The sequence below is a fragment of the Streptomyces sp. NPDC005706 genome (genome assembly GCF_040631045.1).
Taxonomy (GTDB): Bacteria; Actinomycetota; Actinomycetes; order Streptomycetales; family Streptomycetaceae; genus Streptomyces.
The window spans coordinates 54679-72333 of the sequence record NZ_JBEXYS010000038.1 but is presented as its reverse complement, the minus strand read 5'-3'; the positions used below and the strand labels follow the sequence as shown (position 1 = coordinate 72333).

General features: G+C 70.3%; 21 protein-coding genes and 1 pseudogene. 9 read left to right on the top strand and 13 right to left on the bottom strand.

Annotated elements, in window-relative coordinates:
• Window positions 1–57 precede the first annotated feature (57 nt).
• On the bottom strand, window positions 58–318 hold the full coding sequence (locus ABZ478_RS35250) for a hypothetical protein (RefSeq protein WP_359556161.1): 261 nt from the start codon (window positions 316–318) through the stop codon (window positions 58–60).
• Window positions 319–469: 151 nt separating this feature from the next.
• On the opposite strand from ABZ478_RS35250, the gene ABZ478_RS35245 reads away from it, so the two are divergent.
• The gene (locus ABZ478_RS35245) at window positions 470–721 is read left to right on the top strand and encodes a hypothetical protein (RefSeq protein WP_359556158.1); all 252 of its coding nucleotides are present in this window, start codon (window positions 470–472) and stop codon (window positions 719–721) included.
• 10 nt (window positions 722–731) lie between these two features.
• Window positions 732–1916, top strand: a complete 1185-nt coding sequence (locus ABZ478_RS35240; protein WP_359556155.1) for an SPFH domain-containing protein — start codon at window positions 732–734, stop codon at window positions 1914–1916.
• A 1-nt stretch (window position 1917) separates the two neighbouring features.
• Here the strand turns inward: ABZ478_RS35240 and ABZ478_RS35235 are convergent.
• The 3 genes and pseudogenes from ABZ478_RS35235 to ABZ478_RS35225 form a co-directional block, all read right to left on the bottom strand.
• Window positions 1918–2156 (bottom strand): annotated as a pseudogene (locus ABZ478_RS35235) (hypothetical protein); the annotation flags it as partial.
• 860 nt (window positions 2157–3016) lie between these two features.
• Window positions 3017–3847 (bottom strand): sugar nucleotide-binding protein, encoded by an 831-nt coding sequence (locus tag ABZ478_RS35230; protein ID WP_359556154.1) that lies wholly within the window; start codon window positions 3845–3847, stop codon window positions 3017–3019.
• 195 nt (window positions 3848–4042) lie between these two features.
• On the bottom strand, window positions 4043–4630 hold the full coding sequence (locus tag ABZ478_RS35225; protein WP_359556152.1) for a hypothetical protein: 588 nt from the start codon (window positions 4628–4630) through the stop codon (window positions 4043–4045).
• A gap of 346 nt (window positions 4631–4976) precedes the next feature.
• On the opposite strand from ABZ478_RS35225, the gene ABZ478_RS35220 reads away from it, so the two are divergent.
• Both ABZ478_RS35220 and ABZ478_RS35215 read left to right on the top strand, forming a co-directional pair.
• Window positions 4977–6362, top strand: a complete 1386-nt coding sequence (locus ABZ478_RS35220; protein WP_359556151.1) for a relaxase domain-containing protein — start codon at window positions 4977–4979, stop codon at window positions 6360–6362.
• Window positions 6363–6372: 10 nt separating this feature from the next.
• The gene (locus ABZ478_RS35215) at window positions 6373–7002 is read left to right on the top strand and encodes a hypothetical protein (RefSeq protein ID WP_359556148.1); all 630 of its coding nucleotides are present in this window, start codon (window positions 6373–6375) and stop codon (window positions 7000–7002) included.
• A gap of 159 nt (window positions 7003–7161) precedes the next feature.
• On the opposite strand, the gene ABZ478_RS35210 is transcribed toward ABZ478_RS35215, so the two are convergent.
• The 3 genes from ABZ478_RS35210 to ABZ478_RS35200 all read right to left on the bottom strand — a co-directional run bounded on the left by ABZ478_RS35210 (window position 7162) and on the right by ABZ478_RS35200 (window position 8676).
• The gene (locus ABZ478_RS35210; RefSeq protein WP_359556146.1) at window positions 7162–8049 is read right to left on the bottom strand and encodes a neutral zinc metallopeptidase; all 888 of its coding nucleotides are present in this window, start codon (window positions 8047–8049) and stop codon (window positions 7162–7164) included.
• A 243-nt stretch (window positions 8050–8292) separates the two neighbouring features.
• The gene (locus tag ABZ478_RS35205) at window positions 8293–8460 is read right to left on the bottom strand and encodes a suppressor of fused domain protein (protein ID WP_359556167.1); all 168 of its coding nucleotides are present in this window, start codon (window positions 8458–8460) and stop codon (window positions 8293–8295) included.
• Window positions 8461–8526: 66 nt separating this feature from the next.
• Complete coding sequence (locus tag ABZ478_RS35200; RefSeq protein ID WP_359556144.1) at window positions 8527–8676, bottom strand: hypothetical protein; 150 nt, start codon at window positions 8674–8676, stop codon at window positions 8527–8529.
• A gap of 347 nt (window positions 8677–9023) precedes the next feature.
• Here ABZ478_RS35200 and mscL point away from each other — a divergent pair, with 347 nt between their 5' ends.
• Window positions 9024–9467 (top strand): large conductance mechanosensitive channel protein MscL, encoded by a 444-nt coding sequence (mscL, locus tag ABZ478_RS35195; protein WP_359556142.1) that lies wholly within the window; start codon window positions 9024–9026, stop codon window positions 9465–9467.
• A gap of 157 nt (window positions 9468–9624) precedes the next feature.
• Here mscL and ABZ478_RS35190 read toward each other — a convergent pair whose 3' ends face one another.
• The gene (locus tag ABZ478_RS35190; RefSeq protein ID WP_359556141.1) at window positions 9625–10230 is read right to left on the bottom strand and encodes a TetR/AcrR family transcriptional regulator; all 606 of its coding nucleotides are present in this window, start codon (window positions 10228–10230) and stop codon (window positions 9625–9627) included.
• Between the two features lie 190 nt (window positions 10231–10420).
• Here ABZ478_RS35190 and ABZ478_RS35185 point away from each other — a divergent pair, with 190 nt between their 5' ends.
• Together ABZ478_RS35185 and ABZ478_RS35180 are read left to right on the top strand one after the other, a co-directional pair.
• Window positions 10421–11167: an SDR family oxidoreductase gene (locus ABZ478_RS35185; RefSeq protein ID WP_359556139.1), complete on the top strand. Its 747-nt coding sequence runs from the start codon at window positions 10421–10423 to the stop codon at window positions 11165–11167.
• A 109-nt stretch (window positions 11168–11276) separates the two neighbouring features.
• Complete coding sequence (locus ABZ478_RS35180; RefSeq protein WP_359556137.1) at window positions 11277–11630, top strand: nuclear transport factor 2 family protein; 354 nt, start codon at window positions 11277–11279, stop codon at window positions 11628–11630.
• Between the two features lie 166 nt (window positions 11631–11796).
• On the opposite strand, the gene ABZ478_RS35175 is transcribed toward ABZ478_RS35180, so the two are convergent.
• Entirely contained in the window at window positions 11797–12234 is a 438-nt protein-coding gene (locus tag ABZ478_RS35175; protein WP_359556134.1) for a nuclear transport factor 2 family protein, read from the bottom strand.
• 227 nt (window positions 12235–12461) lie between these two features.
• Here ABZ478_RS35175 and ABZ478_RS35170 point away from each other — a divergent pair, with 227 nt between their 5' ends.
• Together ABZ478_RS35170 and ABZ478_RS35165 are read left to right on the top strand one after the other, a co-directional pair.
• Window positions 12462–13079, top strand: coding sequence for a dihydrofolate reductase family protein (locus ABZ478_RS35170; RefSeq protein WP_359556133.1), 618 nt, complete (start codon window positions 12462–12464; stop codon window positions 13077–13079).
• A gap of 4 nt (window positions 13080–13083) precedes the next feature.
• On the top strand, window positions 13084–13926 hold the full coding sequence (locus ABZ478_RS35165; protein WP_359556131.1) for an alpha/beta hydrolase: 843 nt from the start codon (window positions 13084–13086) through the stop codon (window positions 13924–13926).
• 732 nt (window positions 13927–14658) lie between these two features.
• Here the strand turns inward: ABZ478_RS35165 and ABZ478_RS35160 are convergent.
• The 4 genes from ABZ478_RS35160 to ABZ478_RS35145 all read right to left on the bottom strand — a co-directional run bounded on the left by ABZ478_RS35160 (window position 14659) and on the right by ABZ478_RS35145 (window position 17533).
• Entirely contained in the window at window positions 14659–15384 is a 726-nt protein-coding gene (locus tag ABZ478_RS35160; protein WP_359556129.1) for a dienelactone hydrolase family protein, read from the bottom strand.
• Between the two features lie 96 nt (window positions 15385–15480).
• Complete coding sequence (locus ABZ478_RS35155; RefSeq protein WP_359556127.1) at window positions 15481–15630, bottom strand: hypothetical protein; 150 nt, start codon at window positions 15628–15630, stop codon at window positions 15481–15483.
• Window positions 15631–16302: 672 nt separating this feature from the next.
• Entirely contained in the window at window positions 16303–16506 is a 204-nt protein-coding gene (locus tag ABZ478_RS35150; RefSeq protein WP_359556125.1) for a rhodanese-like domain-containing protein, read from the bottom strand.
• A 151-nt stretch (window positions 16507–16657) separates the two neighbouring features.
• Window positions 16658–17533 carry a LysR family transcriptional regulator gene (locus ABZ478_RS35145; RefSeq protein ID WP_359556124.1) on the bottom strand — a complete coding sequence of 292 codons (876 nt, stop codon included), beginning with the start codon at window positions 17531–17533 and terminating at the stop codon, window positions 16658–16660.
• Between the last annotated feature and the right edge of the window lie 122 nt (window positions 17534–17655).

The window sequence follows — 17655 nt, the reverse complement described above, 5'->3', positions numbered from 1 at the left end:
TTGCGTCCCGTCCAGCAGTTCGCCTTCATGCCAGGGCCTCCTTCAGTTCGTCCTCGGTCAGCGGTCGGGCCGGGTGCTGCGGGAACTCGCCGCGGCCTTGCCCACCGCCCCGCCGGGTAGGTCGTAGCGCAAGGTCACCCGGATCTCCGTGCCCCGGCCGCCGGGGGCGGGCACGAAGCGGACCTCGCCGGAGTTGTTGATGTCGGCGCCGTCCACCGACCGCCAGGCGGTCAGCCGGCCGGGGACGTCCTGCGTGGTCTCGGCGTCCCATTCGACCGCCTTGCCGAACGGCGCGCTGGCCCGCAATATCTTCGCCATGTCCATGTGGAGATGTGAGCGGACGGGAAGCCGTACCTCAGCAGCGCCTGACGGGCACGGGAACGCTCCACGCCCCTCCCACCCGTTGGGTCGCGGCCCCGCTGGGTCTATCGTCAGACTTCTGAGGTCAGGACGAGGAGGACGGCCGGTGATGCCGCAGGACGACGCCGTGATCGGCTGCACGGGCAAGGTGCTCATCGGGACGCGGGGATCCGCGGGCCCCGGCGAGGTCCTGGTGCGGGTCCGAGGCGGCTCCGAGACCTTTCTGGCCTGGTCCGAGGACCCCCTGCCCGCGGGCACGACGGTCCTCGTGATCGAATCACGCGGATGCCGGAAGGTCGGCGTCATCGAGTGGGTGGATCCATTGGACGCGCTCGGCGGAGACGCCGCCGGCGCAAGCTGAGGAGTACAGCATGTTCGGATACCGCGTTCCCGCTCCCGACGAGGCGATGTTGATCTCGGGGGGCCGGCGGGGACTGGGGGGCGCGCCGTTCCGAGTGGTCACGGGGCACGGGAAGTTCGTGCTCCCGGTCTTTCGCAAGGTCCGCTTCCTCACCCTGTCGATGTGCGAGGCGGAGGTCACCGAGACCTGTGTCACCAAGCAGGGCATCTCCCTGCACGTCCGCGCGGTCATCGCCTTCAAGGTCGGCAACGACCACGAGAGCATCATCAACGCCGGTCAGCGGTTCCTCTCCGACCAGGATCAGATGTCGGTGCTCACCGGCCGGATCTTCGCCGGCCACCTGCGGGCCATCATCGGCTCGATGACGGTCGAGGAGATCGTCACCGAGCGGCAGAAGCTCGCCGCCGAGGTGCTGGACACCTCCAAGACGGAGATGGCGACGATCGGTCTGATCGTCGACTCCCTGCAAATCCAGTCGATCGACGACGGCGACACCGGTTACATAGACGCGATGTCGGCCCCGCACAAGGCGGCGATCCAGCGGCAGGCCCAGATCGCCCAGGCCCAGGCCACCCAGGCCGCGGTCGAGGCGGAGCAGGAGGCGACCCGAAAGCAGGCCGAGTACGCCCGGCAGACCGCGATCGTCAAGGCCGAGTACTCGGCCGAGGTGGACCGCGCCCAGGCGGAGGCCGCACAGGCGGGGCCGCTGGCCCAGGCCCACGCCCAGCAGGAGGTGCTGGCCGCCCAGACGGAGCTGGCCGAGCGCCAGGCGAAGCTGCGCCAGCAGCAGCTGGTCGCCGAGGTCGTCAAGCCGGCCGAGGCCGAGGCCGAGCGGGTGCGGATCCTCGCGGCCGCCGAGGCCCAGCGCATGAAGATCCAGGCGGAGGCGGCGGCCTCGTACGACCGGGTCGCGCTGGACCGGATGCTGATCGACCAGCTCCCGCAGATCGTGAAGGAGGCGGCAGGCGGCCTGTCCGGAGCCAACGTCAACATCCTGAACGGAGCGGACGGCCTCGGCGAGATCGCCGCTGGCCTGGTGTCCCAGGGTCTGACGATCCTCGACTCGGTGCGGCAGAACATGAGCGGGCAGGACCAGGACACCAAGGCGGACGGCAACACCGGCGCCAAGGGGCTGCTGCAGCTGCGCTCGGGCAAGGAGCGGACGTCGGACGACGGTCCGGTGAACGTCGACTAGCTCATCCGGTGGCGTGGACGACGGTGAAGTGTCGGTCGGTGGCCGGGGTCCGAAGCTCGTCCAGCACCGCCACCGCCGGGTCCTCGGCGCTGATGCGGGACTCCCCGTCGGCGCCGAGGAGCAGGGTGTCGGCGCGGCGTCGGTAGCGGCCGGTGCGCTCACCGGGTTCCAGTACGGCCGGGGGGCTCAGGTGCACCCGTCGGCGCCGGTGTGGGCCCGGCAGGTCCGCAGCTGGGCGACGGTGAACTGCTCGACCTGTGAAGGTTTTGGCCGCCGCGTGCCCACAGCCAAAAGGGACCGGTGCGCGTAGGCAGCCGGTCGTGATGGCACCGGGCCAAGGCCGCCCGCCGGGCATAGAGGCCACCTTGCCGTGCAGGACCCCTCGAGCAAGCCGGCCTCGTCTCTCGCGTCCTGCCGTACGGGACGTCTTTTGTGATGCTCTCCCGGCTGTTTCCTCGTGGCGGGACAGGGCCGCTGGCCCGGCCGGTCGGCAGCCGGGGCGCGGGCATGCTGCCGTCAGCCGCCGTCCCTCGCAGCTGCGCGGCGTTCCAGTGCCGAGCAGCAGGTCCCGCGATGAGCGAGTACACCTCCTCCTCCTCTTGACGGACTGGCTGCCGTCATCAGCGCGGACGACAACACGGAACGTTTCACCCCGGCTGTCGCGGCCAGGGAGGTACGCGGCGAGAACAGTCCGGCCCAGCTCGGCGGGAGCCGGCCGGTGGTCGCGCGGCCGGAGTCTTTGCAGATCCACACGCCGCTGAACCGCTCGTGCATCAGGATCTCCCACCGCACGCAGTAGGGCACGTCTTCACCGGACACAATCGCGATCATCCCCCGCAAGCCGGCCCCACGTACCGCTACCTGTGAGTACTGGCCGGAAAGCGCGCCTGCACGTGCTCAGCGAGGCAGGTGCGGGAAGCCCTTATTGCTCAGTCTGCCGCCCTGCCTGGTGACGCCCCGGGTCGCTGACCCGTGCGGGCTCAGGGCTGCCACCGTAGCCAGGCTGCACGCAGGTGCACCGCCCGGTGGCTGAGCATGGCGAAGGCCTGGATGGCTTTGTTCGTGAACCCGTGAACAAAGCTGGTTGTAGGGCCGGGCGGTCACGCTGGCGTGGTGCAGAACTGGTGGGCGCCGCGCAGCGTGGTGCGTAGCTTCCGCTGGGTGGCCCGGCTGTCGAGGCGTACGTCGAGGGCGCCGGGAAGTGCGCTGTGGGTGCGCAGGCCCGTGGGCAGCCGGGAGGGATCCAGGCCGTCGCGCCTGGCGATGAGGATGCCGAGCTCGTGACGGCTCACAGCGTCGGGCCCTGCGAGATGGTGGACGCCGGCCGCGTCGCCTGACGAGGCCAGTTCCAGGAGGGCGGCGGCCAGGTCGGCGACGTGTACCGGGCAACGTATGTCGTCGGTGAACAGGACGCCGTCGCGGGTACCGGCGGCGAGTTCATGCACCACGCGCTCATGCTCGGAACGCCCATTGCCGATGATCAGCGACGTGCGGGCGACGACGGCCTGCGGATGCACGAGAAGGATACCGGTCTCCGCTGCCGCCTTCGCCGCTCCGTACGGGGTGACGGGATCAGGGAGGCACGACTCGTCGTACTGGACCCGGGTGCCGGAGAACACCGCGTCGGTGGACACGTGGATCAAGCGGCTTCCGTACTTCGCCGCCGCCATCGCCAGCCGGACGGGCCCCTGCGCCGTCACCGCCCAGTCGGCTTTGCCGCTGGATGCGTTGACGACAAGATCCGCGCCGACTTCGGCCATGACGGCGTCCACGCGTCTGGGATCCCGTAGGTCGAGTGGGTACCACGAGGCGTGGGACGTGGGGCCGGGCCTGGTCGCGTAGGTCGCGGCCGTAGCGTGCCCGGCCCTTGCCGCCTGCCGGATCAACTCGGTGCCCAGGAAGCCGCTCCCGCCGATGACCAAGACCGTCATGATGCGACACGGTAGACCGTCCCGGTCGTATCGGACATGGGACCACGGAAAGTGGACCGCGAGACGCGACTGTAGAGCGCCGACTGTGGGCCTGGTGGGCGCCGGGGCGTCTGGTCGTACCCCTTGGCGCTGATCACAGGCCGGGCGGATCGTGGCGTTCGCGTCACGCTCCACCCCGCAAGGGGCTCATATGTCTCACGTCCATGAGGTGCTGAACAGGGTGTATTCGAGCAGGTCGGGCGAGGTGTCGGACGGCCAGGTGCCCGTTGCCGCTGCTTGGCCGACGGCAGCCTGCACAAAGGAGAGGTAGACCGCGTAGCGGTGCGGTGACCAGTTCCTGTCCCGCCAGACCCATCTGGCGATCGAGCCGTCGGGGTCGTGGCCGGTCTCCCGGCCGACCGCCTGGGCCAGGGACCGCAGACGCCTGGCCAGAACCCGGTCGAGGATGAGCGGCTGGGGACCGCTCGGCGACGGCACTGTCTTGCCGGCGAAGTACAGGAGTTTCGTGTAGAACGACGGCCCGAACCCGTAAATGCGGCCTTGCAGCCCCGCGTAGGCCGCTTCGGCGCCCTGCTTGCGCAATGTGGTGACCGCATCGGCCGGCATCGTGTCCAGGTCCTCGACGTCCAGGATCTTGGGCAGGGTGGCGGGGCCGCTGCCACCGCGAGAGCCCCGCTTCCCCGTCCCCCACACGTAGGTGGCGACCAGCGCCTCTCGGTAGGCCTCACGCCGCAGCGCATCCGCCACGATCGATGCCACCCTGCGCCCGGCTGATTCCGGCATCTGTGACCTGGGACCTCGACGCCAGTGCCGAGGGCCAGGGGGTGATGTGCGCCCACCGGTCAGGGGAGTGGCGGACCGTGTGCGCGCCCGGCGTCTCGTCCGTCAGCCGTGCTGAGTTCTCACTCCACCAGCGGCCCAGCGCCCGTAAAGCCGCGTCAGGCAGCGGACGCCCGGCCATCTCCCGGTCCACCGCATCCGCCCGGTCCTGTCTGCTCAACTTCCGCTCCACCGTTCGCCCGCCGTCGGCTCGCGCGGGGCGGATACGTGCTGTCCTCATACCCTGCGCTCCAGCACCGGCCGCAACGGGCGTTGTGACCGCGAGGCCCGAGGCGGGGGTGAGGCCGAGATGTGGGCGCAGACTCCCGCACACTCGCCAAGTGCGATGCCGGTCTCCTGCTCCAGGCGGGGAAGAACTGCCGTGCCATGGGGGACTGGTGGGTGGTCTGCCAGGCGTAGCCGGGACCGTCGGCTGCACGAGCACGTGGTCATCTCCCCGCGCGTGAAAGGCCCCGACGGGCGCTGGCGCAACCTGGACTCCCCCCTCCTGCTGCGCGACGTCGTGGCCGCCAGCGAGCTGTTCAACCAGCGGGCCCTCGAGCTCGTCTGCTCCCGTCTTGGCCTTGCGACCGAGGAGGTCGAGGTCACCCCCGGGCAGCGGCCGGTGATGACAATCGTCGGGATCGACCGGCGGCTGCGGGCCGTGTTCGCGCAGCGCTCCCACACGGTGCGCACCATGGCCGACACCCTCTTCGACGCCTACCGGCGCCGCCACGGCCGCCAGCCCGCACGGCCGGCCCGCACCCGGCTGCAGTGGCAGGCCACTGTGAAGACCCGCCCGCCCAAGCGACAGGCCCGATCCCTTGACGACCTGCTCGCCGACTGGCGGCACCGCGCGATCGCCGTCACCGACCGCACGACCGTCGACAACCTGCTCGCCACCGCCCGCGCCGCAGCCCAAGGCCGGCCCGCCCCAACCGCGTTCGACGTAGCCACGGCGGCCGAGGAAGTCCTGACCGCGGTGACCGAACGGCGTACGACGTTCCGCCGTCGCCACGTGCTGGCCGAGGCCCGCCGCCACCTGATGCGCACCCTGGCCGGAGCCACCGCCCCGCTCCAGGCGGCGGAGGAGATCACCGACCGGGTCCTCGCCCACGGCGACTGCCTGGACATCACCCCGCCCGAGATCAACCCACCCCACCCCGACCTGCAGCGCGCGGACGGCACCAACATTTACCGGCCCATCGGCTCGCAGACCTACACCACCCACTCCCTGCTGACCGCCGAGAACCGCCTCCTGGCTGCCGCCCGCACCAGCGTCATCCCGCCCGTCGGCCGGGGCACCTCCGCCCGCGTCGCCGCCCTCCACCGCGGCCCCATGGACGCCAGGCTGATGGGCGGGCACGGAGGTGCTCGGCGCCGGGTGGGAGGAGCGCTCCGGTCTGCAGGTCAGTCGGACAGCGAGCGCCCGCAGGCCGTCGCACGGGCCAGGACCGAGAAGGCGGGCTCCCCGCCCCGCAGGCGCTCCGTGACGCGCCTGCCATCCAAGGACAGATTCATCGCGGACAGGGCGATGCCCGCTGTTCGGCAGTCCCAGAACCCAGCAGGACCAGCTGGCCCCGGGCCACCGGCAGCTGCAGGCGCTGGTGCATCGGCAAGCACGGGCGGTGACAGCGGCCTCGGAGGTCGGGCTGGTCGTCCGGGAGCCCGGATGAGTCGGGAAGCAGATCGGTGAGAGCCCGCGCGTGATCGGCCAGCAGGACGCGGTAGGCGGCGCAGTCGATGTCTTCGTTGAGGAGGTATGCGGCGGCATGGGACTGGGCCAGGGGGAGGTGGCCGAGGTCGGCGGCGAGGGCGGGGAGTTCGTGGGCGGGAACGGTGCGGCTGTGGGCGGCCAGCGTGGCGGTCAGGTAGGCCGGGGCTTCGTCTTCGGTGAACAGGCCCACTGGCACCAAGCGTCGACTGCTGCCGGTGAGAGCGGCTTCTCGGCGGCGGATGGTGACCAGGGTGCGGCCGTGCGGGCTGACTGGCGGCCACAGGTTGCGCAGGTCTGCGGGGTCGGAAAAGTCGTCCAGCACGACGAGCCACCGGCGCTGGTCGCTGCCGGGCTTCGGCTGCGGCCAGACCAAGAACGCCGATGCGGCCCGCTCCGGGTCGGCCGGGTCGGCGCCGAGGAGATCGGTGGCCGCTTGGGCATGGGCGGAGACGACGGCGGTGCGGGTGGCTGCGGTGACCCACCCCAGCAGATCCACTTCGTCCCTGTCCCATGTCGCGCGGGCGTGGTTGGCCGCCACGTGTGTCTTGCCGACCCCGCCCATGTCGGCCAGTACCTGGCCCAGCACGACCGTGCCGCGCTCGGCCACGGCCTGCTCTAGCTGCGCGGCGACGGCACGGTCCTGGAAGCAGTCACCTGTCGAGGCAGCACTCTCACTTGGTGTCGGCCGCCAACCATCGACCGCGGCGCGGCACAATACGCGATCTGCCCACCAGCGGCGGTCCAACAGTCGGGCGTCGTACCGTGGTTGTCGGCCTGGTCAGCTGAACGTGTTGCAGCTGGCGACGCGGCCGGAACGGTAGCCGGTGGAGAACCATTGCTGGCGCTGGCTCGCGGAGCCGTGGGTCCAGGTGTCGGGTGTGACCTTGCCCTGGTAGCGCTGCTGGATACGGTCGTCTCCGACGGCGGCGGCCGCGTCCAGCCCGCGGTTGACGTCGTCCGTCGTCAAGTCGGTTATCAGTGGCTTACCGCTCTTGGGGTCGGGGGTGGTGGTGGCGTGGTGGGCCCACACTCCGGCGTAGCAGTCCGCCTGCAACTCGAGTTTCACCGAGCCGCTGTTCTGGCCCTCTCCGCTGCCGCGGGAGATCGATCCGCTGAGGTCCTGGAAGTGGTGGCCGTATTCGTGCGCGATGACGTAGGCCTCGGCGAACGGGCCGCCCTTGGCGCCGAACTTGCTGCTCAGGTCGTCGAAGAAGCCGAGGTCGAGATAGACCTTGTCATCGGCTGAGCAGTAGAAGGGGCCGACGTCGGAAGTCGCTTTCCCGCAACCGGTGTTCACACTGCCGGTGAACAGGAACGTCGGGGCCTGCTGGTAGGGCTTGCCGGCGGCTGTCTCCGCCTGCTTCCAGAATGCCTGCACGCTGTCGACCACGGCGACGATCCGGCACTCCTCCTTGCGGTTGGCGTCGGCACCGGTCCGGCAGTCCGCCGCGAGGTCCGCGGCTGACTTGCCGGACGAGGACGTATCGCTGCTGCCCGAGCCGAACATGCCGGGGTCGACACCCAAGAGCACGGACGCGACCAGCACCACGAGCCCGACAAGCCCCCCGCCGATCGTCTTCCCGCCGCCCGGGACCCCGCCCAGCGCACCTCCCCGACCGTCCTCGACCTCGGACGTGTCCAGAGCGGCATCGTCGTCGAATTGCATACGTTGACCCTCCCTCAAGCAGCGCGCCGAACCGCCCCGCGTCGTCCCGCTCGCCTACCCCGTACGAGGACATCCCCATCCCGTCCTCTTGCTGCTCCGCCTCTCGGGGGAGCCGGCGGGCGACGCCGCGACGCCGCTCTGTGGGTGAACGGCGGACCGCCGTGCGCGGTAACGGCCCCTCCATGCCGTCGGTCGCGCAGCGGGCCCTGCCTGTCGCCGGTGCCGGGACCTTGCCCGCGAGGTTCAGACGACGGACGGCCGCCTCGGGTCGGTCGGGACGATCGCGTTCTCGTCGAAAAGCCGTTCAAGGGCTTCGTGACCCTGCGTGCGGCGGTACTCCATCTCGGCCGCGGTCACCGGCAGCACCCGGAGAATGCGGGCGTGTCCGTCGGCCAGCGGGCATTTCTCCAGGTCGGGGCCGTGGGGATAGGGGAGGCTGATCAGCAGGTGGTCGCAGTGGGACCCGGGCAGCCACGGCTACCCGATGGGCAGGCTGTGCTCGAGGTCGAGGCGGTGATCGGCGCGGTGGTAGGCGGTCATGGCCAAGAGCTCGGCGAAGCGTTCGTCGCGGACGGGCGCGGCGAGGGCGATTCCAGGCCGTGGCCGTCGGTCTCGACTGTGGACCACCAGCCGGCGGTAATGGAGTCCCAGCTGTCGGCGCGCGGTCCTGGTGCGACGGTGAGGATCCGCAGATCGGGAACCGTTTCCCTGCGTCCGGTTCCCAGGTCGTAGTCCGTGACCGGTCTCGACCGTGCGTAGCCTGCTGTCCGGCCACACCGAGGCCGGCGCACCGGCCGCCTGCGCCGCCGCGTCCTCGCCTACCGGTCGCGCCCCTTGGTGAACTGGTACTTCACCGGGCAGCGTGGCGGAGTCGGCATGGGTGAGGGGTGGCAGGGCATTCGAGGTGAAGGGGGTGGGCTGACCGCGCTTTCGGTTCCGCCCGTCGACGTCAAGAGCCTCTGAGGGGTGAGAAGGTGAAGGGCTTCCGCAGCTTCATCCTGCGCGGCAACGTGGTCGACCTGGCCGTCGGCATCGTCATCGGGGCAGCGTTCACCGCCGTGGTGAACGGCTTCGTCGGCGCCTTCCTGACCCCACTCGTCGGGCTGGCCACCGGCGCCACCGGCGACATGAGCCGCAAGACCTTCACCGTAGGCGCCACCAGGTTCCCCTACGGCGCCTTCGTCAACGCGGCGATCAGCTTCCTCCTCCTCGCCAGCGCCCTGTACTTCCTGGTCGTGCTCCCGATCAACAAGCTCCACGAACGCCTCGCCCCGCACCAAGACGTCCAGGCCCCCAAACGGGACTGCCCCGAATGCCTCAGCCCCGTACCCGCCCAGGCCCGACGCTGTGCCTCCTGCACCGTCTCCCTGCCCGCCGTACCCGCTCAGGCCGGAGAGACGACCCAGCGCGCCGGGTGACCCGACCTCCATGGCCCGGCCTGGGTTGCCGGGCCCGCGCGGGCACGTCTGTGATGACCGGAGTTCCCGACAGCGTCCGATGCCGAACCGGCTGCGTGGCTTCACGGCCGACGCTATGGCGGCCGCGCTCAAACGGGCAGCGGGGCGGCGGCGCCGCTCAAGATGCACCGTCATGGCCCGGGACGGCGCGCAGCGCGATGTCCACGGTGGCGTGCAGTGCCACACGCCCCGCGCCTGCGGCCGCGTGGACGGCGTTGCCCTCGCTGACGACCATGACGTAGCGGGCCAATGCCAACGGGTCGGTGCCCGCGGGCAGGTCACCCTCCGCGACGGCGCGGGTGAGCCGGTCGGCCAGTGCTTGCTCACCGGCGAGGCGGCTGTCGGCGAGAAACTTGGCGGTATGGCCGTTGTCACCGCCTTCGGCGAGACCGCCCTGCACGGACAGGCATCCGGGCGGGCGGTCGGTGCGGGTGAGTGCGTCGGCGTTGGCCCGTAGGAAGGCCTCGATGGCGGCGTACGCGGTGGGCTGGGTGAGCGCGTCGCGGGCATAGGCCATGTCCGCTTCGGCGTAGCGGGCCACGGCGCGGCGGAACAGCTCCTCCTTGTTGCCGTACGCCGCGTACATGCTGGTCCGGCTGATGCCCATGGCGTCGGTGAGATCGCTCAGCGACGCGCCCTCGTAGCCCTGGCGCCAGAAGACCTCCACCGCACGGTCGAGCGCCGCGTCCGCGTCGAAACCCCGAGGTCTGCCTCGCTCCGCCATCCTCGCCCCCGTTCTCAGGCTTCCCGCAAATTTTAACCGGACGGTACGGAAATAGTCCGCAGGGGTCCGCCGTTATTAAGTATCGAACGGTACGGAAATGGAGTGGTCGCCGTGGAGCAGCGCAGCGAGCACACCGGCCGGGCCGATCGTTCGATCCAGTGACAAGCAACCCACGCAAGGGGAAACAATCATGGGACAGCTCGACGGCAAGACCGCCCTCGTCACCGGGGCCACCTCGGGCATCGGCCTGGCCGCCGCCCGGCGACTCGCCGCGGCGGGCGCGCAGGTGTTCCTCACCGGGCGCCGTCAGGAAGCCCTGGACGAGGCAGTGGCCTCGATCGGCGACCGGGCCACCGGAATCCGTGCCGACGTCGCGAACCTCGACGATCTCGACCGGCTGTTCGCCGTCATCGCAGAGCGCGGCGGCCTCGACATCGTGTTCGCCAACGCCGGCGGCGGAGAGTTCGCCGCACTGCCCGACGTCACTTGGGAGCACTACGCCGAGACGTTCAACACCAACGTCGGCGGCACTCTGTTCACCGTGCAGAAGGCACTGCCCTTCCTCAGGACGGGCTCCTCGGTCATCCTCACCAGCTCCAACATCGATACCAAGGGTGCCGCGTCGTTCGGCGTCTACGCCGCCAGCAAGGCCGCCCTCCGCTCACTCACCCGCACCTGGGCCGCCGAACTCGTCACCCGGGGCATCCGCGTCAACAGCATCGCCCCCGGTCCGATCGAAACTCCAGGCCTCAGTGGTCTGGCCGGCGACCCCGCAGCCGCCGAGCAGCTCCTCAAGGGCCTCGCCGCCGGGGTGCCGATGAACCGGCTCGGGCGTCCCGAGGAGATCGCCGAGACCGTACTGTTCCTCGCGTCCGAAGCCAGCAGCTACATGACCGGTGCCGAGATCTATGTGGACGGCGGCGCCAGCCAGATCTGACCGGGGCCGTCGGCCGAACGGTCCGGCACCCACACACCGCCGACCCGACCGGGCCGGCCGAACGCGACCACCGCTCCGGCCGGCCCGGCGGCACCCATCGAGGAGCACCATGCACACCGTGATCGACCTGCTCGCCGCCAACCTGCACGACGTCTTCGGCAGCCGCGACCCCGCCTCCCGCCGCGCGACCATTGCACGGATCTACACCGAGGACGTCTTGTTCACCGACCCGGAAGACGTCAGCACGGGTTGGGACGGCCTCGAGGACAAGGCCCGTACGCTGCTCGAGAAGGTCCCGGCGGACTTCGAATTCACCGAGGACGGCCGCCTCTACGCCGGACCGCAGGACGGCGCCCTCGCCTGGGCGTTCGGCCCCGCGGGCGAACCGGCGGCACGCGGCATCGACATCATCACCGTCCGAGACGGCAGGATCGCCACCCTGCTCACCATCCTCACCGCCTGAGCAGTTGCAGGGTGCGCAGCACCGCACCTGTCGGGCTTGCCAGGCGGAGCCAGCCGCCGGCGGCGTACGAATACCGCACCCTTGGAATACGTGCCTGGTACCAGCACTTCGCCCGAGAGTGGCCGTAACCGTTGCCTTCGCGGATGCCTCAGCAAGCCTTATTCGCTCATTTCGTATCGAATGCCTGGGCGACGGCGAGGCTGTCTTCGTAGACGTGATGCCGGGTGACAAGCCCGTCTTCGACGGTGAGGTGCAGAGCAAACCGAGCGCGATAAGCGCGTCCGGTAGAGCGAGCAGTCTGACGGATCTCGCCGATCACGACCGCGTCGCGGCCGTCGACGAGGATGCGCTCGATCTCGGTCGATGCCTGCTCGGGCACATGATGCTCGGCGAGCTCGCGGTAGTGGGCGGCGGCATCGGCTCGTGTGGACCGGTGACGGATCCACGGAGTGGAGGCCCGTCCGTGCTCGGCCTCCGGCCAATCCAGCTTCCAGTCGCCTTGCTCGGCATACATCTCGGCGATGCTTTCGGGATCGCCCCCGCCGATCCGGCGCAACAGCTCGTCCACGACAGCACGAGTGGTCGCAGATGCGGCTATGGACATGACTCATCACTCCGATCCGACTCCCGCGTCCGCCTGACGCGGCGAGATCGGCATTCTCGCCGGCGCCGACAGAACGGCGCCATTACCTCCCAGGTAACGGGTGCGTTCGTCCGCCGTGCGTCCCACGTGCCGTCTCGCGCGCCGTGCTGTCGAGTTCGCACCCGCCACCCACCACCCGCTTCATGCGTAAGCGATAAGTTCGGGCGACGGAGCGGGTCTGCCCTGGCATGACTCGAATCATCGCTGACAGCTCCGTCTCTCTCGACGGCTTCGTCACCGGGCCAGACCCCGACCCGGACAACGGTCTCGGCACCGGCGGCGAGGCCCGGCACACGTGGGCGTTTTCCGACGGTCCCGACGACCGTCGGATCCTGCGCGAGGGGACCGCCCGCTCGGGCGCCGTTGTCCTCGGCCGCCACCTCTTCGACGTCGTCGACGGCCCGAAAGGCTGGGACGACACGTCCGGTTGCGGCGCAGGCGAGGTCGGCAAGCCCGCCTTCGCCGTCGTGACCAGCTCGCCGCCAGAGTCGGTGCGGACGACCAACCTCGACTGGACGTTCGTCACCACCGGTCTCCCCGACGCCGTCACCGCCGCGCGCGAACGAGCCGTGGCAGCGTCGTCGGACAGCGGCAAGGATCTCGACGTCGTCCTCATGGGCGGCGGCGCCACCGTCCCCTCGGCGCTCGAAACAGGGCTCGTCGACGCGCTGACACTGCACCTCGCGCCCATCGTGCTGGGCGCCGGGACACCACTGTTCACCGGTCAAGCACCGCGCACGCCGGTGCAGCGGAGGGTGATTTCGACATCGACCGCGACCCACCTGACCTACGACGTCTTCCGGTGATCCGATGACCACTGTCAATGCCAATGAGATCGCTTTGGGCATCGAGTCGTTCGGTGACGACGACGCGCCACTCGTCCTGCTCGCGGGCGGGACGACGATGCTCTCCTGGCCCGACGGACTGTGCGAGCGCCTCGCCGCCGCCGGGCGCCGTGTGGTGCGCTACGACCTGCGCGACAGCGGGGAGTCGACGACGACGGATCCGGAGGCGCCCACCTACACCCTGCGCGGCCTCGCCGCCGACGCGGCGGCCCTTGCTGACACGCTCGGCGGGAGGCCCGCGCACCTCGCGGGGATCGGTGTCGGCGGGATGGTCGCGCAAGTGGCCGTACTCGACCATCCCGGCGCGTTCTCGGCGCTCACCCTGATCGGCACCCGTGCGGTTGCCCCCGGCCCACCCGACGACGACCTCCCCGACCATGACCAAGCGACGATGAGCAGGCTGTTCGCCCGTCCGATGCCCGATTGGACCGACCGCGAGGCGGTCGCGGCGTTCGCTGCCGCCGGCGCGGAGATCCTCGGCAACGACCCCGTCGCCGCGCGCGCGATCGCCAAACGCATCTGGGACCGCACGCCCGGCACCACACCCCCGGTCCAGATGGCCAACCAGATGGGCATGGTGTTCTCCAGGCTCGACTGCAGACCCCGCTGGCGCGAGCGCCTGCCCGAAATCGAGATCCCCACGCTCGTCGTCCACGGCCGCCGCGACCCGTTCTTTCCCGTCGGCAACGGCGAGGCGATCGCGCACGAGATTTCCGGGGCCCGGCTGCTCGTCCTCAAGGAGGCCTCCACTGCGATTCCCGATGCGGCGGTCGGCGAGGTCTCCGAGGCGATGCTCGCGCTCGGATAGAGGACGGCGGGTGCCGCGCGGGCCTGGCCGACACGCAGCAGTGACGTCGGCACCTCGATCCCGTCATGCGCCCGCGAACGGTTCGAACGCGAGGCAGTCCGTAAGCTCCTCTCGATCCCCCACGTCCGATAAACCCACGGCCTCTGCCGTCGGCACTCCCCGTCGAACGTCGTAGCCATCCCGGAAGCGCGCCGTCCAGCGGGTGGGCCTCGCCAAGGGGGGAGGTCCACCCGCTGGGTCCGGCCCCGCCGGCGGGCAGCGCAGGAGTGGTACTGAGCTGCGCATCGCGTACCGCTCCCGCTCCCCGAGTGAGGATGTGAACAGGCGGGCCCGGAGTGCCCACGGTCCGCTGATTCCAATCGGGGCGGTGATCGTGGCGACGCACGTTGTCCTGGACCGCTATCGGCCGCGGAGTGCCTGGTTTGGCGCGGAACCTGCTGGCGCCTGCCTCACGTCGGGTCGTAGGCCGACGTGCAGAACCAAGGCTCGCCCGTGGCAGTGCCGTCCTGCCTGGCAATGCCCTGGGCATCGTTGCTGACAACACTGTGCATCGGCGATTAGTGCCGCTGCCCTGGCGTGTTGGGGATGATGGCGATGACTTTGGTCAGAGCGTAGGGCCGGAACGCGCCGGAGGCCTGCTGTGGTGACCGGAGCATCGGTGGTGGGCGCCGGGCTTGGTAAATGGTGACGACCGGCTTGGTCTGCGGCCCGAAATCGCGGTTGCCGCCCGGATCACTCCGTCAGGGGCAGGCACTCGGCGAGTAGGCCGACGACGTCACACCAAGCTCGCTGCGCGTGCTGTGGGTGGTAGCCGACGCCGGGGCGCACGGTGTGGTCGACCGTTGGGTGATGAAAGGCGTGCAAGGCGCCGCCGTAGACCACGAGGCGCCAGTCGACACCCGCAGCCTGCATCTCGGCGGTGAATTCGTCCCGTTGAGCGGGCGGCGTGATCGGGTCTTGCGACCCGACCCCGGCCCACACTGGGCAGCGAATGCGCACCGTCTCGCCTGGTCGGCCCGTGGTCAGTGCGTTGACTGTCGCGATCGCGCGCAGGTTGACGCCGTCGCGCCCGAGTTCCAGCGCGATTGCGCCTCCGGTGCCGTAGCCGATGGCGGCGATCCGTTCGGGGTCGGTCCGCGGCTCGGCGCGGAGCACGTCGAGCGCCGCGTGGCCGATGTCTCGCATCCGGTCGGGGTCGGCGAGCAGTGGCATGCAACGGGCCAGCATCTCCTCAGGGTCGCCGTAATAGCGTCCGCCGTGGAGGTCGAAGGCCAGCGCCACGTATCCCAGCTCGGCGAGCGCATCGGCCCGGCGGCGCTCGACGTCGCTGAGCCCCACGCCCTCGGGCCCTACCAGGACCGCGGGCCGGCGGTCGACACCGGCCGGGAGCGCGAGGTGCCCGATCATTGTCAGGCCGTCGGCGGCGTATTCGATCGCGCGAGTTGTAACCGTCGTCATGAGCCTGGACTGTAGTGATCGTCGAGCTTGGTCAGGCCGGTGTTCTGCCGCTGGCAGAGGGCAGAGGAGGTCTCTGGCGTATTCGGGACCACCCGGTCAGCGGTTCAGCTGAGCCATCAAGTCCCGGTTCGTGGCGCGTGCGGCGGCGAGGTCCTCGTCGCGCTCGGCGAGTTCGGAGCGGAGGTCGAGGATCCGCTGCACCAGCTCGCCGATCCGGCGGGTGAGTCTCGATGTCGGCGGGGGCACCGAGCCCGGAGGCTTCCCAGACTGCCTGTCCGAGTGCTTCGGACGGGCGTCGTTCGAGCTGGGCGATGTGTGCGGAGAGACAGCCGGGACGTGAGGTTCCCGACGTCGGCCGACAGCGACTGGCGGCCGGCCCGGTTCGGCACCCTGCTGCACGCCGGCGCCTGTCTCCTGCGCCCGGATCTTGAGACCCTGGATGGCGGCTTCAGCCTGGCCGGCGTCGCCCTCATCAGGGGTGTAAGCGCGGTGCAGGGTGCCAGGGGGCGTCCGGACGTGTCGGCGTCGGGTCCGCGGCCAGCCGCAGGGCGTAGACGTCGCGGCCGGTCGTCGGGGACGGGGCCGAGGTAGGTGTGCCTGGTGAGGTGGCACCAGGCCGGCAGGTCGAGCGGGGCGGCTTGGGCGGTGGCGACGACGTGCACCACGGTGCCGACCGTGGCGTGGGCGATGCGCTTGCGGAGGTGCAGCGGCAGGGTGACACACAGCATGCCGGTGCCGTCCACGACCACCTGCCCGCCGCCGGGCGCGGGGTGGAGGGCATGGCGCCGGCCTCGACGGGCAGGGCCGCGAGGCGCCATTCGAGCATGCCGTCGGCCATCCGCCTAGCGCTGCGGCCGCGGGCGGTCAGGAGGCGCACGGTGCCGGGGGAGGGGACGCAGTTGGTGCCGCGGCAGTAGGTCACGACCTCGGCATCGGCGGGCAGCTCGGCCAGGCGCGCCTTGAGCCCGTCGAGCGGTATGGAGCTCCGGGGATGTGGCCGGCGGCGAACTTCTCGGCGGGGCGCACGTCGATGACGGTGACAGTGCCGGCCTTGACCCTCTTCAGCAACTGCTCGCGGGCGGCAGCGTTTCCGCACGGGGTGTCTTCCTGTATGAGACGCATGAGGAAGATGGCGCAAGCCATGCGGACGGGCCGGTTCGATAGTGAGCTTGTTGCTATCTACCAAGATCTCTTCCGGGCTTGCCGATGGCCTTGAGAGTCTCGGGGCGTTTGACGGTCTTGTCGACGTCGCAGCGGGGTGACCTGGTCCCGGTCACGCTGTCGGGGCGGTCAGGACCGCCTTGGCAGCCAGCCGGAGATTCCTGATCATCGGATTCGGGTCGCCCTTGCGGCTGACCAGGACGACCTGGCTGGGGGGAGCGCCCTCGATCGGGACGGTGATGAGGTCGGGACGCAGTGAGCTACGCCGATCGCCGACCGGTATCACGGCGATCGCCTCGCCGCTCGCGACGAGTTCGAGCTTGTCCTCGTAGTTCTCGATCGGCGGCACGCCGGCCCCGAGGATCCGGTAGGAAGTCCAGTCTGCGGTCTCGAACGCGCACGGCGCCGCCTCTTCGCCGGCCAGTTCTTCCGCGGTCACCGACGCCCGGCCGGCCAAGGGGTGGCCACGGGGGACCACGAGCACCCGGGGCTCCTCGTACAGCGGGGTGGTGAACACGTCGTCGGCGGCGAGCGGCAGCGGGGTCCGCGCGATCAGGGCGTCGACGCGTTCGTCGGACAGCGCCCCGACGTCGCGGCAGCTCAGATGCCGGGTGGCGATCTCGGCGTCCGGGTAACGGCGGCGCAGTTCCCGTACGGCGGCAGTGATCACCAGATCTTCAACGTAGCCGATGGCGATGCGTTCGGTCCGGGCTTGTTCACGCACGGCCAGCTCGGCCTGGCGGGCGGCCTGCAGCAGGGCTTGGGCCCGAGGGAGGAAGGTCTTGCCGGCCGGAGTGAGCCGGGTGCCCTGGGATGAGCGTTCCAGCAGTCGTGTGCCGAGATATTTCTCGAGCCGTTGGATCTGGCGGCTCAGCGCCGGCTGGGCCACGTGCAGGTCGCTGGCGGCCCGGCCGAAGTGCTGGTGCGCCGCCACCACGGTGAAGTAGCGCACCAGCCGCAGTTCCAGGTCCTGTCCGAGATCGTTCACCCCTCCAGCGTACGCGTCATGCTGTTTCGGAATGATCAGGTTGCCGAACCGGTCTTGGACGGCCATGCCGTCCTGGACCTTGACTGAAGGAGCAACGTTTCCCCGAGAAAGCGACAGGCGCG

Coding starts and splice junctions, on each gene's coding strand:
- ABZ478_RS35250 (WP_359556161.1), bottom strand. CDS start 318: ATGGCGAAGATATTGCGGGCCAGCGCGCCGTTCGGCAAGGCGGTCGAA.
- ABZ478_RS35245 (WP_359556158.1), top strand. CDS start 470: ATGCCGCAGGACGACGCCGTGATCGGCTGCACGGGCAAGGTGCTCATC.
- ABZ478_RS35240 (WP_359556155.1), top strand. CDS start 732: ATGTTCGGATACCGCGTTCCCGCTCCCGACGAGGCGATGTTGATCTCG.
- ABZ478_RS35230 (WP_359556154.1), bottom strand. CDS start 3,847: ATGACGGTCTTGGTCATCGGCGGGAGCGGCTTCCTGGGCACCGAGTTG.
- ABZ478_RS35225 (WP_359556152.1), bottom strand. CDS start 4,630: ATGCCGGAATCAGCCGGGCGCAGGGTGGCATCGATCGTGGCGGATGCG.
- ABZ478_RS35220 (WP_359556151.1), top strand. CDS start 4,977: ATGTGGGCGCAGACTCCCGCACACTCGCCAAGTGCGATGCCGGTCTCC.
- ABZ478_RS35210 (WP_359556146.1), bottom strand. CDS start 8,049: ATGCAATTCGACGACGATGCCGCTCTGGACACGTCCGAGGTCGAGGAC.
- ABZ478_RS35190 (WP_359556141.1), bottom strand. CDS start 10,230: ATGGCGGAGCGAGGCAGACCTCGGGGTTTCGACGCGGACGCGGCGCTC.
- ABZ478_RS35185 (WP_359556139.1), top strand. CDS start 10,421: ATGGGACAGCTCGACGGCAAGACCGCCCTCGTCACCGGGGCCACCTCG.
- ABZ478_RS35180 (WP_359556137.1), top strand. CDS start 11,277: ATGCACACCGTGATCGACCTGCTCGCCGCCAACCTGCACGACGTCTTC.
- ABZ478_RS35175 (WP_359556134.1), bottom strand. CDS start 12,234: ATGTCCATAGCCGCATCTGCGACCACTCGTGCTGTCGTGGACGAGCTG.
- ABZ478_RS35170 (WP_359556133.1), top strand. CDS start 12,462: ATGACTCGAATCATCGCTGACAGCTCCGTCTCTCTCGACGGCTTCGTC.
- ABZ478_RS35165 (WP_359556131.1), top strand. CDS start 13,084: ATGACCACTGTCAATGCCAATGAGATCGCTTTGGGCATCGAGTCGTTC.
- ABZ478_RS35160 (WP_359556129.1), bottom strand. CDS start 15,384: ATGACGACGGTTACAACTCGCGCGATCGAATACGCCGCCGACGGCCTG.
- ABZ478_RS35150 (WP_359556125.1), bottom strand. CDS start 16,506: ATGCGTCTCATACAGGAAGACACCCCGTGCGGAAACGCTGCCGCCCGC.